The following is a 13,172-nucleotide window of genomic DNA, read 5'->3' on the forward strand; positions in this document are numbered from 1 at the left end:
TACAGCGGTTTCGTCGCCGAAACAGCAAGGTAACCTAAAATAGCAGGCTGCCCGACTCCCCTGCCTAAGGATCCTCAGTGATACTGATACTGGAACAGAATACTGATCACGAACGCACAGCTTATGCCGCGCCGCTGACTCAGTTGAACCAGCGTCCCAGCATCGATCATCGCAGCCACATGATCCACGGTGCCAAGACAACACTCACCGAGGTCGACCTGCTCGGTGATACCCACGCGCTAGACGCCAACATGGGGCTGATGACTTTTCAGCCCAAACCTGAAGATGCCTTAGTCGATGACCCTCAAGCCCTACGTATGCACGAGTTAGCCCGCTTTATCGATGATGTGAATATGTCTCGCCAGGCCTGTGAGGCCCGCATGACACGCGCCGCTCAGGCGCCTAATGCATGACCGGGGCGCCCTGGGCTGCGCTGAGTCTGGCCGAAGACGCAGGAACCAAACTCAACTGGCCACAGCTGGATGCAGGTAATTTCCCGGCGGCCTTAGTTGCCGCCGCCCAGTCTGGCAGCGGTCCCGTATTACTCATCGCGCCGGATGAACAGCAAGCCTGGCGCCTAGAGCATGCTCTGCGGTTCTATGCCCAGGACCAACTCAGCGTTTATCACTTTTGTGACCCCGAAACGCTGCCTTATGATCTGTATTCGCCGCATCCCGACCTCATATCCGACCGGCTGGGGCTGCTCAGTCAATTGCCGCAGATTCGCAGCGGCATCGTGATCACCACACCCTATGGCCTGCGCTCACGCCTGCCCTCAAAGGACTATCTGCAGTCACGCAGCTTTGTGTGGGAGGTCGGCGCACGTCTAGACCTAGAAGCAGAGCTCAAACGCTTAGCACAAGCCGGCTACGCGCGGGTACCGGAAGTGAGCGGACACGGGGAGTACGCTGTGCGCGGCTCCATTCTCGACGTTTTCCCCATGGGAGCAGAACGCGCCGTGCGGGTGGATCTATTCGATGACGAAATCGATTCGCTGCGCTGGTTTGATACAGACTCGCAACGGTCGGCTGACAAGGTGGACGCGATTCGCCTGCTGCCCACCCGGGAAGTGCCCCTGGATGACGAGGCTATTGCGCAGTTCAAGGAGCGCTACCGAGTTCGTTTCCCTGGTGACATTCATCGCAGTCGCATTTATGACGATGTCTCCAAAGGCATTGCACCGGGCGGCATTGAAGCCTGGCTGCCGTTGTTTTTTGCACAGCCGGCCAACTTATTCGATTACCTACCTCGCCACATTCGCGTCGTCGATGCCGCAGGTCCTGGCGCCTTTGCTCAAGACTGGGCCGATATTTGCGAACGTCACGAACAGCGGCGACACGACATCGAAAGGCCGGTACTCGATCCAGCCGAACTCTATTTGGCCCCGGACACCTTGGATAATCAGCTCAGCGGCTTTGGTTATACCCAGGTGCCCTTTGAGAGCAACAGCGGCGATGTGCCTCAAGTCAGTTGGGAGGTGGCCTTAGCCGATGATGCGCGCTGTTTGTTTGTTGCCAACACGGCTAGCCAGCGTGAACAGATCGAAAATGAGTTGAATAGTCGCGGACAAACACCGCGACGCTACTCCGACCTGGGAAGTTTTCGCCAAGACAAGGCCCGCCTGGGCGTCACCCTGGGCCGCTTAGAACGCGGCTGCGATCTTGGCAATGGCATGCGCGTGGTGGCCCACAGCGAGCTCTACGGCAGCCGGCCGCCAGTTCGCCAACGCAAACGCGCCAACCGGGATGCCGAGTCCTTACTCAAGGACTTATCTAGCCTGGCAGTTGGCGCAGCTGTGGTGCACCGTGATCATGGGGTGGGCATTTATCAAGGTCTTACCCACCTCACAGCCGGCGGCATAGAGCAAGAATTCCTGGCCCTGGAATACGCCGACGGCGACAAAATTTATGTGCCGGTCACCGGACTGGAGCAGATCCACCGCTACACCGGAGCCGACCTCGACAATCCACCACTCACCCGCCTGCGCACGGATCGCTGGTCTAAAAACCGGGAGAAGGCGGAGAAGCGGGCGCGTGATGTCGCCGCGGAACTGCTCGAAATCCAGGCCCGCCGGGCTGCACAACCCGGACAGCGGCTGGTGTGCGAAGAGCAGGATTACCACCGCTTTGCCAGTGGCTTTCCCTTCACGGAAACCGACGACCAAGCACGCGCCATTGAGCAGGTCCTGGAGGATCTGGCCAAAGCCCATCCGATGGATCGTATTGTTTGCGGCGATGTGGGCTTTGGTAAAACGGAAGTTGCCCTGCGCGCCGCCTTTGTGGCCGCGGCTGCAGGAACGCAGGTTTGCTTGATCGCACCAACAACCCTACTCGCTCAGCAACACCTCAATACCTTCATGGATCGCTTTGCCGATTGGCCGATCCGCGTCGAAGGTTTATCCAGGCTCAAAACTGGCAAGCAGCAGACTCGCTTGCTAGAGGACCTGGACAATGGCCGCATTGATATCATTGTAGGCACCCACCGGTTGTTGCAAAAAGACATACGATTCAAGAATTTAGGCCTGGTTATCGTTGACGAAGAGCAACGCTTTGGGGTGCGTCACAAAGAGCGACTAAAAAGCCTGCGGTCCGAGGTGGATATGCTCACCCTCACCGCCACCCCGATTCCGCGTACCCTCAACATGAGCCTGGCTGGCATTCGCGACATGTCGGTGATTGCGACCCCGCCCGTGAAGCGGCTGGCGATCAAAACCTTTGTCACGGAGTGGGAGGATGCACGCATCCATGAAGCCTGCCAGCGTGAGCTGCGGCGTGGGGGCCAGGTGTACTTCTTACATAACCGCGTGGAAGACATCGAACGCGTAGCCGCCGAGGTGCGGCGGATTAACCCTGAGGCCAGAGTCGCCGTTGCCCACGGGCAAATGAATGAGCGGGAGTTGGAGCGGGTGATGCTCGACTTCTACCACAACCGCTTCAATATTTTGGTGTGCACCACAATTATTGAGTCCGGCATTGATGTTCCCAATGCCAATACTATTTTGATCAATAGAGCCGATCGCTTGGGCTTGGCACAGTTGCACCAGCTACGCGGCCGCGTGGGGCGCTCCCACCACCGCGCCTATTGTTTTTTGTTGGTGCCGCCAAGTGAGCTGCTCACCCATGATGCCGAACAGCGCTTAACAGCCATCTCGCAGATGACCGACTTGGGCGCCGGCTTCCAACTATCCACCCATGATCTGGAAATACGCGGTGCTGGGGAGTTACTCGGCTCTGCACAGTCTGGTCAGATCCACGCCATCGGCTTTACGCTCTACGCGGAAATGCTGTCCAAAGCGGTTCGCGCCCTCAAACGCGGAGAGTTGGACGGCCCCCTAGAAGACATTCCACAAACTGAAGTAGAACTGGGTGGTTCTGCCCTCTTCCCTGAAGACTATATCGGTGATGTGAACACCCGCCTTACGCTCTACAAGCGCTTGGGCCAAACGGCAACCGATGCTGAGGTAGACGACCTGCGCAGCGAAATTATGGACCGCTTTGGTGATTTACCCGAAGTGGCCCAGCGTTTGTTTGATGGCCAACGCCTCCGGGTGCATGCGGCTCCACTGCGTCTACAACGCATTGAAGCGGGCAAGGCCGGCATACGCATTGTGTTTGGAAAGCATGCCCAGCTGGACCCCAGCCGCTTGTTGAGACTGATTCAAAGTCGGCCCAAAGATTACAAGCTCAGCGGTGATAAACAGCTGGATTACAACCGACCGCTGGAGGACCGTGACACCCGGTTGCGTGCCCTGACTGGCATACTCGATTTTCTGCTCAAGGGGGACAACACATGACGCGTCTAAGCTCTTGGGTGCTGGCGATGTGGCTGGCATCGCCGCTACCTGCCCTGGCTGATGTACTCCAACTCGATATGGTGTTGTTCGCCCAGCCGCCATGGATTACCAAGCGTGATCAAGGGCAATGGGACTACCAAACGCCACCGCCTGCGACGCGCGTCGACCCTGCGCAGGCTGAGCAAGACGGAACAGCAAGGCTTATCGCGACCGAGCAAGGCGGCTTAGCCCAGGAAGTGCAACGCCTCGAGGCTGAAGGCTACACCGTGCTAGATCAATTGAGTCTGCAATTTGAGCAAACGCGTAACGCTGATGCGGTTCACTGGCAGATCCAAGCCGGCGAGCCCCTGCTGGTTGAACCCTCCTTGGCAGTGTCCGGCGACCAGCTCATGGGTAGCCAATGGTACGAGGAGAGCCTCTCTCGTCAGATGCAAACCCACTTTGCCGTGGATGGTTGGGTGCGCGCCTGGGTCGATCGCTACCTCTTTGTGGAGTTCGATATCGGTCAATTTGTGGGCAATACCCAGCGCCTCGAAGAACTGCGCACCCGATCGGCAGCTTGGCAGTCCGCTTCTGATTTCAGCCAATCCCTATCGTCTTCTCCATACAACAGTCCCTTTGGCAACGCCGGCCCCGCTCCCGCTGTCGGAGCTGTATCCACCGTCGATGTTTGGCCTGCAGAGGCCGTAGATCTGTATCGATTGCAGGAACGCAAACGCGTGCGCTTGAACGAGCTTCACTACTTTGACCATCCACGGATCGGGATGTTGATCCAAATCACCGAACCCAAGACCAGCCCCTTGCTAGAGCCAGAATCATGAACAGTGGGCCAATCGTGGCTGTGCTTGGCGCCCTAGTTCTCGCTGCTTGTGCGTCCCGCACCCCGTCTACAGCGCCCACCGCTGGAAATACGCAGCCTCCCCCCATGCAGGGCAGCCTGGCTGCGGTTCCAGTGCTGACTTTGGATGCGCCACCTGCCCGCGTACGCCAACCTGGGTCTGAGGGTGAGTTTGGTTATGCCAGCACTATCTCGGTGGAAGTCGACCTGGCCCAAGCTGGGCAGTGGACAGCCTGGGATGAACGGCGACAACGCCTGCGCTGGGAACTGAGCAGTCCACAGTCGCAGAATCTGAGCTTACATTTCTCAGAGTTCCACCTGCCGCCCGGGGCCCGTCTGCAGATTTACGACCCCAGCAACATCCGCAAAGGCATGCTGGAACTAGGCCCGGAAGCCAATCAACCTCATGGACAGTATTGGACCCCTCAGTTTGCCGCTGAGCGCATCCGTATAGACCTGGTGTTAAACCGGCAAAGCACCGGCCTTGCACTCCGCCTGGCGGATATCAATATCGCCTATTAAGAGTGGAGCCGCTGTGCGCCGGCTCATTAGCGCAGCGCTGAGGGCACAATTGCCCTGCCAGGGCAGGTCACCCTGCCACCGCCGCGAGTACTCTCAACACTTGAGACCGCCCGCGATCAATACACTCGGCAATCTCATCATGAATTCCCCCATGGCCCAAGCCTGCGGCCCAATTCACCACCATGGCCAGACAGGCATAGGGAAGCTCGGCCTCTTTGGCTAAGGCAGCCTCTGGCATACCCGTCATACCCACAATGTCGGCTCCCATCCGACGCAGCATTTCAATTTCGGCCGCCGTTTCTAGCCTTGGCCCCTGCGTGACAGCATGGACACCATCGCTAATCACATCTACCTCAGCGGTCTGCGCAGCTGCAGACAAGTCTTGTCTGAGGCGCGGGTCATAGGGGGGCGCGAACTCAATATGCATCACGTTGTCGGACTCGGCATCACAAAAACTATGCTGGCGCCCCCAGGTGAGGTCGATCAGATCATGCGGCAGTACAAGAGTTGCCGGCTCCATATCGGCGCGGATACCGCCCACTGCGGCGATACCAATAACCCGCTTAGCCCCTGCCTCTTGCAAGGCCGCAATATTGGCCCGGTAGTTCACCCGATGCGGTGGAAGACGATGACCCAGACCATGACGCGGCAGGAAAACCACGGGACTCCCAAAATATGACCCGCGCGTCACCACAACTGGCGTCGGTGACCATGGCGTGTCGACTTCCAGCGACTCGACCTCGCTGAGGTCCGGCAAGGTATTCAGGCCAGTGCCCCCAATGATGCCCAACATAGCTTTGTTTCCTAGGGTAGTGCCAAGATGCGGTCGTACTGACGATGCGCCTCGTGATAATCCATCCCAGCCCCGAGCAGATAACGGTCTGGCAGTTCAATACCGATGTAGTCGGCTTGTGCGCGCGGATCTCTACGCTGATGAGACTTGCTGCAGGTCACCAGAGTACGAACCGATGCCGGCTGCTCCGCCCTGAGCGCCTCTTGTATCGCCACTAAAGTGGTGCCCTCATCGAGAATATCGTCAATGATCAATACATGCCGGCCGCGCACTGCATGGCTGGGCGGCGCCTTCCAATGCAGTTCGCCACCAGAGGTCGCGCCGCGGTAACGCGTGGCATGTAAGTATCCCAAGTCATGGGCGAAGCCCCAGCGCCGGGTCACTTCCGCAGTGGCATACAGACCTCCCACCATGACGCACAACACAAGCGGCGATAAGCCCTGTAAATCCTGCGCACTTTGCGCTGCGAGCCGGTCGTAAATAGAGGCCAGCTGTGCAGAGGACACCAGTTCCTCACAGTCACTTAGCCGTTGCTGTGCGTCTTCAAGGCGTTGCTGGTCAGAATCGCTCATACGGCCTCCGGCGCCGCCTGGCGCACAATCTCCAGGGTGCGGGTGGGGAAAGCCACCTCCGCACCGTGCTCTTCAATAATGGCCAACACCCTCAGCAGCACGGCATGTTTCACCTGGTGGTACTCGGCCCAATCACGCGTGCGGGTAAGACAGTAAATAAAAAAGTCCAAGGAACTCGCTCCAAAACTGTCGAAATGGACCAGGATGATCTGGTCTTGGTCTATGTCCGCATTGGTCTGGAGATAGTCACGAACCGCATCGGTAATCGGCTGCATTTGCTGAGCATCGCAATACCGAATCCCGATAGTTTCGCGGATTCGCCGATGGGTCATTCTGGAGGGGTTTTCGATGACCAAGCTGGTGAAGAGCGAGTTCGGCACCATGATTGGTCGCTTATCGAAGCGTCGAATCCGCGTAGTACGCCAGCCGATTTCTTCGACCACACCTTCAATATCCTGCTCTGGGGAGCGGATCCAATCTCCCTTGGCAAAGGGTCGGTCCAAATAGACGGTGAGGCCACCAAAGAGATTGGCGAGCATATCCTTTGCCGCAAAACCAATGGCCAAACCACCAATGCCGCCAAAGGCAAGAACACCAGATATCGACACGCCCATGGTCTGCAGCATGACCAAGCTGCCGGTGATGAATACCGCAAGCCGCAGCAGCTTGCTCGCAGCCTCCACAGTGGTGTCGTCATATCCAGGGTCTTGAGCGCGGGCGCGATAGACAAGGCCCAGGGACATGTGGTGAATGAGCCGTAACAAGAACCAGACTAAGATCCCCACCACAGCAAGCTTGCGCGCGGGGCTCACCATGGCAAAAACCTGATCCTGCGGAAGCGGCTCAACTAAACCAGCCGCAACGGCAATTCCTTGTACCCAAGTAAATACCCGCAGTGGGGGGACGACGGCTGCAAATAAGGCGTCGTCCCACAGGGTCTTACTGGATTGGACCCGGGCGTGAACCCGTTTGAGCACGCGGATCAATAGGGTGTTGACCAAAACCACCAAGAGAACCACGGCAAAGACCTGGGTCACCCAGTAGCTCAGCCAAGGCTGCAGTTGGCCCCAGACTTCCTGCATTACAAGGCCTCCCGCCAAGAGCGAAGCTGATCTTCAAAAAACATCCGCTGCTGCGCTGTTAAGCCAGGCCGACCTGCCCCCCGGCGCAGCGCTTGCAGCCGCACATGACCGCGAGCAGGGTTTGGACAGCGCCATTGATCCAGCGCGGTGACCAAGTCTTGAGGCGCATTGCAGATGGGCAACATGTCGCATCCGGCGGCAAAGGCCTGACTGGCTCTGGCCACAATATCGCCCTGTGCCTGAGCGCCTCCCATATTGAGGTCATCCGCGAACACAGTGCCCGCGAAGCCCATGCGCACACGCAAAACATCCTCTAACCACACCTTCGAAAAACTGGCCGGCACAGAGTCCACTGCGGGATACACCACGTGAGCGGCCATCACCGAGTCCAATAACCCCAGACACTCTCGATACGGTGCTAAGTCGTGCTGCTCAATCTCATCTCGGCTCCGCGAATCCACAGGGAGTTCCACATGGCTATCAGGGGCCACAGCGCCATGCCCAGGGAAATGCTTGGCCGTGGTGGCCACCTGCGCCCGGCGCAGGCCACGCAGATGAGCTGCTGCCAGTTCAGCCACCGTCGCAGGCTGAGCATGCAAGGCACGGTCGCCAATAATGGCCGACACTCCGCCATCCAAGTCCAGCACCGGGCTAAATGGCAGGTCGATATCCAAGGGTGCTAACTCGGCCCCCAGGACATAGCCTCCCCATTCAGCCAGTTCCACTGCAGCATTGTGGTCCTGCTCCCAGATTTGCCCGTAAACGGCCAGCGGTGGCAGATCGACAAAACCCTTGCGGAAGCGCTGTACCCGACCACCCTCGGTATCCACAGCCAGCAATATATCGGGGCGAATCGCCCTCACCTGCGCAATTAAAGCCCCTACTTGCTCACGATCAACAAAGTTGCGAGCAAAGAAAATCAGGCCTCCAATCAAAGGATGCTGCAACCACTCGGCCTCGTCGGCTTGCAGCGTCAGGCCCCGAAGATCCCCCATCACTGGGCCCAGAGCCCGAACCGCATCAGTCGACAATATGCACCTCCATTCCCGCCCAAACCTGCTGCGCCAGTTCAATCACCTCTGTATTGGCCATACGGATACAGCCATGCGATACAGGTTGACCCAACAGATCTTCCTCATTCGTACCATGAATGTAGATAAACCGGCGTTGAGAATCGACATTGCCATAGCGGTTTTTACCCGGCTCCAATCCCCCCAGCCACAAGATCCGGCTCAAAATCCAATCTCGCGCCGGCCAACGCCGGGCTAACTCTGAGCTGTAAATCTCACCAGTGGGCCGGCGACCCACAAACACGCTCATTGGTGCCTGATTCAATCCAATACGGGCCCGAATGCGGTGCCGCCCCCGTGGCGTGCAGCCACTACCCCACTGCTCGCCAGCCCCATTGGCCGCGGTGGAAACAGCGTAGCTACGCAGCACTTCCGAGCCTTCGCGCCACAGCAGCCGCTGCGCAGCAAGGCTCAGCTCCAACTTCGCCTGCGCATTCTCCATCAGGGGTCCCAGTGAAAGCTGGCGATCGATTCCACATGTCCGGTGTGCGGGAACATATCCATCACGCCGGCTGCCTCCAGACGATACCCACCAGCAACCAAGCTGCCCGCGTCCCGGGCCAAACTCCCAGGGTGGCAAGACACGTAGACGATGTTCTGGGGCGGACGACGCAGAATGTGCGGAATGATGTCGGCAGCTCCGCTGCGCGGCGGATCTAGCAATACTGCGTCATAAGATTCCTGCAGCCAACTCTCCTCCCCGGTACAGGCAAACAGATCAGCGACGTGGTAGTCCGCCTGCAGATCGTGCCGGGCCAGATTTGCGCGTCCCTTATCTACCAGCGTCTGCGCTCCCTCCACGGCAGTAACGGCATACCCGGAGCGCAACAAGGGAATTGTAAAGTTCCCCAAGCCCGAGAATAGCTCCAACACCCTGGCTCCAGGCGATACATTGAGCAGGCTTAAGGCGTGCGGAATCATTTTGCGATTCAGCGCGGTATTCACCTGTATGAAATCACCCGGCCCAAACTCCAGGTCCGCCGCATAATCATCCAATGCATAACGCAAGGTGCAGGGTTCACCCAGCGGCACAATGGTGTCAGGGCCGCCGGATTGCAAATACCAGTGCACAGCGTGTTGCTCAGCAAAGGCCCGAAGCTTCTCGCGATCTTCCGCGCTCAGGGGCTGCAAATGCCGTAGTAGCAACAACACCTGGTTGTCCCCCGCCGAGGCCTCGATCTGCGGGATTTGATCGGGAATACTCAAACCACCCAGCAAATCCGATAAAGGAATCAGCAGCTCGCCCATCCGTTGATCCAGGACCGGACAGCTTTGAATGTCGGCCACGTAGCGCCCGTTGCGCTCCCTAAAGCCCACCAAGACTCGCCCCTTGCCCGCAACCTGTTTGCAGGCTAGCCGAGCACGCCGGCGGTAACCCCATACAGGCCCCGTGAGGGGTGCCAGCCAGGTAACTGGGCTCAACCCGCCGCCGATACGCTGCAGTGCTTGCTCGAGGGTGTTTTGTTTAGCCGCCAACTGAGCCTTGGGCTCAAGGTGCTGCAAAGAACAACCACCGCACTGACCGAAGTGAGAACAACCCGGCTCAACACGCTCAGGACTGGCCTGAAGCACCTCCAACAGCTCGGCTTCGTCGAAGCTGCGATTGCGCTTACGCCGGCGGTATTCGACCACCTCGCCGCGCAGTGCATCGGCCACGAACACGGTTTTTCCATCCGGGTGACGGACGACACCACGCCCATCTGAGGATAGGTCCACAACCTCACCCTGTAGCCGCTCCTCACGATCAAAACGTTTGCGACTCATAACCATCCTCGCTGCCACAGTTCGCACAAAGCTTGGGCCTGCTGGCACGCTTGCTGGGGGCTTGGCCCGCTTGTTTGCCAAGGGTCATAACAATTTTGCGTGGTGGCCAGGCTGAGAACAGCAGCTGCTGCATCGGACTCCAGACTCAGACCCTCCGGCTGCCAGGCTTGCCCATCGCGCAGACGTGAATCCCAACTGTTCGCAAACTGCGGCGCCAAACCTTGTAGTAAGAGACGCAGACGCAAGCGTTGCGCTAGATCCGCAGCCTGGGAAAACACCAGAATTGTGGCCTCAGGTTGGGTATCGATGGCTTTGACCAAGGCCAACAGCACTTCGCGTTCCTCGTCCTGCTCTTGCCAATGCACCTGCGCCGGCTGTGCCTGAGCCCAAGCGAAGCCGGCCAGGGCCTGCAGCCATAGGGGGGCTCGCGCCTGTCCCTGGCGTTGAAAGCGCACTTGCTCCACCGCCTTGTGAATATCGTCGGCGCTCAAGTCGTCGCTGAAACCATAGAGGCGTCGCGCAGCCGCGGTATCGGTGCGCCACACCGGCACCAGGGCATAAACGGATTCGGTCGTCATTAGTCGGGATAAACGCCTGTAGAAATGTAGCGATCGCCGCGATCACATACGATGCTAACAACGGTGGAGCCGGGATTCTCTGCAGCCACCTGCAGTGCACAATACAAGGCACCGCCGGAGGATACCCCGGCGAAGATGCCCTCTTCCGCCGCGAGGCGGCGCATGGTTGTTTCAGCCTCCGCGGCCCCGACTTCCATTATGCGGTCCACCCGTGGACGCTCGTAAATGCTGGGTAGATACGCCTCCGGCCAGCAACGTATTCCTGGAATGGAGGACTCACCATCTGGCTGTACGCCAACGATTTGGATATCTGGATTTTTCTCTTTGAGAAAACGTGACACACCCATAATGGTGCCGGTGGTGCCCATGGATGCCACGAAGTGCGTGACCTGCCCGCCCGTATCTCTCCAGATCTCCGGGCCGGTCCCCTCGTAATGCGCGCGAGGGTTATCGGGGTTGCCGAATTGATCGAGAACCCGGCCCTCACCACGCTCCTGCATGGCCTGCGCCAAGTCACGGGCACCTTCCATACCCTCGTCCTGAGACACCAAAACAATGTCAGCGCCAAAGGCCTTCATCGCCGCACGGCGCTCCGCACTCATATGTGCCGGCATGATCAGGGTCATTTTGTAGCCACGCATCGCGGCCACCATCGCCAAGGCAATGCCTGTATTGCCACTGGTCGCCTCAATCAGCCGATCGCCGGGTTGAATCTCCCCCCGCTCCTCAGCGCGAGTAATCATTGAGAATGCAGGGCGGTCTTTCACCGAGCCGGCAGGGTTATTCCCTTCGAGCTTTCCCAGAACTCGGCTACCCGTTGCACTTGCCATGCGCTTGAGTTGCACCAGTGGGGTATTGCCAACGAAGTCGTCTAATGTCTTCACGTTCTTTCGGTCCGAGTTGCAAAGGACGGTGTCGCAGAGGGTGCCACAAGGCGAGTTCCCGAGTCTGTCAATCGCCAGCAGGCCACGGCACCAATCATGGCAATGCCTAAGCACAGTCCCAATCCAGACTGCCAGGCCAGCAGGCTGTAGTCGCGACCAGCCGCTGTGGGGTCAATCCAGTCGAGGACCCAGCCAAAGCCAGATTGAACTAATGCTGCCCCAAGAAATAAGCCGGTATTGACCACACTCATGGCAAAGCCGGCCGAGGCCCCACCGGCCAACTCTTTGGCGTTGGCATAAATCACCGAGACCCAACCACCACCGAGGCCGAGCAGGATAAACAAACTCATGGCCGACCAGCCTGGGGCCCAGGGCAGCAGAACTAAACCGGCATAAGCAGCCAAGATGGCGGCCGCTCCTAGCTGCGCCACCAAACGCCGCCGGCCAAGCCGATCGGACAAATACCCGGCACTCAGTGCCCCGGCCGACAAAGCCAGCATCAACACCGTGACATGGTCAGAGGCAGCCGCTCTGGACAACCCAAAGCGGTCTTGCAACAAGGGCAGGCTCCACAGGCCGGAAAACGCGAACACGTTGCCGACAGTGCAAAACATCGCCAAGGTTCCCCAGCGTACGCCGGAAATCTTGAGTACCTTGCCAATGTCGGGACGGGTGTGAGCATAGTCCTCGGGCACTCGCACAGAAGCGATGATCACCATGCTGAGCACAATGCCGGCCACGCCCAAGCCCACGAAGATATCGCGCCAGTCCGCAAAGCCCAGCACCCAAGCCAATGGCCCAGCGGCCAAAACCGCACCTAGGTTGCCAATCAAGATGGTCAAACCGGCGACGCGGCCGTAGACGGAGGGCGCAAACCACAGACTGTTGTATTTCATCAGCCCGACGAACAAAAAGGCCGTTCCGAAGCCCACCAGTAGGCGCCCGAGGCTGGCCATGGCAAAGCTATCGGCCAACCCAAAAACAATGCTGCCCACGCCGCCGACCATACCGAGCAGTCCCACAGCCAAGCGCGGGCCCAAAGCGTCAGCAGCCAAACCGGAGATGGGCTGCATGAGCGTGTATAGGTAGTAATAGCTGGCCGCCAATAGACCCAAACGCGTGGCATCTACGGCAAAGTCGGCCTGCAAGTCTGGAGCGACAACCGCAGGTGCCATGCGATGGAAGAAACCCATCACAAAAGCCGTCACCAATAACGCGAAGCCCGTCCAGCGCATCCTGCTCGTCCCTTGAAAACTGCGGCATTGTAGCCCCGGCT

At 58.7% G+C, this 13,172-nt stretch carries 13 protein-coding genes; 4 read left to right on the plus strand and 9 right to left on the minus strand.

The window, feature by feature from the left end:
- The first annotated feature begins 77 nt into the window (after positions 1 to 77).
- From KI787_15025 to KI787_15040, 4 genes are read left to right on the plus strand one after another with little or no spacing between them, the layout of a single operon-like run.
- Positions 78 to 413, plus strand: a complete 336-nt coding sequence (locus KI787_15025; protein ID MBV6631268.1) for a hypothetical protein — start codon at positions 78 to 80, stop codon at positions 411 to 413.
- Positions 410 to 3,793 (plus strand): transcription-repair coupling factor, encoded by a 3,384-nt coding sequence (gene mfd, locus KI787_15030; protein MBV6631269.1) that lies wholly within the window; start codon positions 410 to 412, stop codon positions 3,791 to 3,793. Before KI787_15025 ends, mfd begins: the two co-directional genes overlap by 4 nt.
- Positions 3,790 to 4,614 carry a hypothetical protein gene (locus tag KI787_15035; protein ID MBV6631270.1) on the plus strand — a complete coding sequence of 275 codons (825 nt, stop codon included), beginning with the start codon at positions 3,790 to 3,792 and terminating at the stop codon, positions 4,612 to 4,614. The genes mfd and KI787_15035 overlap by 4 nt, the downstream gene beginning before the upstream one ends.
- A complete protein-coding gene (locus KI787_15040; protein MBV6631271.1) occupies positions 4,611 to 5,153 on the plus strand; it encodes a hypothetical protein in 543 nt (180 codons plus the stop codon). The genes KI787_15035 and KI787_15040 overlap by 4 nt, the downstream gene beginning before the upstream one ends.
- Before the next feature lie 67 nt (positions 5,154 to 5,220).
- Here the strand turns inward: KI787_15040 and KI787_15045 are convergent, their stop codons facing one another.
- From KI787_15045 to KI787_15085, 9 genes are read right to left on the minus strand one after another with little or no spacing between them, the layout of a single operon-like run.
- Positions 5,221 to 5,946, minus strand: a complete 726-nt coding sequence (locus KI787_15045) for an S-methyl-5'-thioinosine phosphorylase (protein MBV6631272.1) — start codon at positions 5,944 to 5,946, stop codon at positions 5,221 to 5,223.
- Between the two features lie 11 nt (positions 5,947 to 5,957).
- The gene (locus KI787_15050) at positions 5,958 to 6,518 is read right to left on the minus strand and encodes a hypoxanthine-guanine phosphoribosyltransferase (protein ID MBV6631273.1); all 561 of its coding nucleotides are present in this window, start codon (positions 6,516 to 6,518) and stop codon (positions 5,958 to 5,960) included.
- Positions 6,515 to 7,600 (minus strand): mechanosensitive ion channel family protein, encoded by a 1,086-nt coding sequence (locus tag KI787_15055; GenBank protein ID MBV6631274.1) that lies wholly within the window; start codon positions 7,598 to 7,600, stop codon positions 6,515 to 6,517. Before KI787_15055 ends, KI787_15050 begins: the two co-directional genes overlap by 4 nt.
- A complete protein-coding gene (nagZ, locus tag KI787_15060) occupies positions 7,600 to 8,607 on the minus strand; it encodes a beta-N-acetylhexosaminidase (GenBank protein ID MBV6631275.1) in 1,008 nt (335 codons plus the stop codon). Before nagZ ends, KI787_15055 begins: the two co-directional genes overlap by 1 nt.
- Before the next feature lie 13 nt (positions 8,608 to 8,620).
- Positions 8,621 to 9,112 carry a L,D-transpeptidase gene (locus tag KI787_15065; GenBank protein ID MBV6631276.1) on the minus strand — a complete coding sequence of 164 codons (492 nt, stop codon included), beginning with the start codon at positions 9,110 to 9,112 and terminating at the stop codon, positions 8,621 to 8,623.
- Positions 9,112 to 10,434: a 23S rRNA (uracil(1939)-C(5))-methyltransferase RlmD gene (rlmD, locus tag KI787_15070; GenBank protein ID MBV6631277.1), complete on the minus strand. Its 1,323-nt coding sequence runs from the start codon at positions 10,432 to 10,434 to the stop codon at positions 9,112 to 9,114. The genes KI787_15065 and rlmD overlap by 1 nt, the downstream gene beginning before the upstream one ends.
- Positions 10,431 to 11,012, minus strand: coding sequence for a hypothetical protein (locus KI787_15075; protein ID MBV6631278.1), 582 nt, complete (start codon positions 11,010 to 11,012; stop codon positions 10,431 to 10,433). The genes rlmD and KI787_15075 overlap by 4 nt, the downstream gene beginning before the upstream one ends.
- A complete protein-coding gene (cysM, locus tag KI787_15080; protein MBV6631279.1) occupies positions 11,012 to 11,968 on the minus strand; it encodes a cysteine synthase CysM in 957 nt (318 codons plus the stop codon). The genes KI787_15075 and cysM overlap by 1 nt, the downstream gene beginning before the upstream one ends.
- Positions 11,893 to 13,131, minus strand: a complete 1,239-nt coding sequence (locus KI787_15085) for an MFS transporter (protein MBV6631280.1) — start codon at positions 13,129 to 13,131, stop codon at positions 11,893 to 11,895. The genes cysM and KI787_15085 overlap by 76 nt, the downstream gene beginning before the upstream one ends.
- Positions 13,132 to 13,172 lie beyond the last annotated feature (41 nt).

It is taken from the genome of Oceanococcus sp. HetDA_MAG_MS8 (assembly GCA_019192445.1).
GTDB lineage: Bacteria > Pseudomonadota > Gammaproteobacteria > Nevskiales > Oceanococcaceae > MS8.

Bases quoted from the DNA above. Each gene is read 5' to 3' on its own strand.
- rlmD (MBV6631277.1), bottom strand. From the start codon at position 10,434: ATGAGTCGCAAACGTTTTGATCGTGAGGAGCGGCTACAGGGTGAGGTT.
- KI787_15065 (MBV6631276.1), bottom strand. From the start codon at position 9,112: ATGGAGAATGCGCAGGCGAAGTTGGAGCTGAGCCTTGCTGCGCAGCGG.
- KI787_15085 (MBV6631280.1), bottom strand. From the start codon at position 13,131: ATGCGCTGGACGGGCTTCGCGTTATTGGTGACGGCTTTTGTGATGGGT.
- KI787_15035 (MBV6631270.1), top strand. From the start codon at position 3,790: ATGACGCGTCTAAGCTCTTGGGTGCTGGCGATGTGGCTGGCATCGCCG.
- KI787_15050 (MBV6631273.1), bottom strand. From the start codon at position 6,518: ATGAGCGATTCTGACCAGCAACGCCTTGAAGACGCACAGCAACGGCTA.
- KI787_15040 (MBV6631271.1), top strand. From the start codon at position 4,611: ATGAACAGTGGGCCAATCGTGGCTGTGCTTGGCGCCCTAGTTCTCGCT.
- KI787_15075 (MBV6631278.1), bottom strand. From the start codon at position 11,012: ATGACGACCGAATCCGTTTATGCCCTGGTGCCGGTGTGGCGCACCGAT.
- KI787_15055 (MBV6631274.1), bottom strand. From the start codon at position 7,600: ATGCAGGAAGTCTGGGGCCAACTGCAGCCTTGGCTGAGCTACTGGGTG.
- KI787_15045 (MBV6631272.1), bottom strand. From the start codon at position 5,946: ATGTTGGGCATCATTGGGGGCACTGGCCTGAATACCTTGCCGGACCTC.
- mfd (MBV6631269.1), top strand. From the start codon at position 410: ATGACCGGGGCGCCCTGGGCTGCGCTGAGTCTGGCCGAAGACGCAGGA.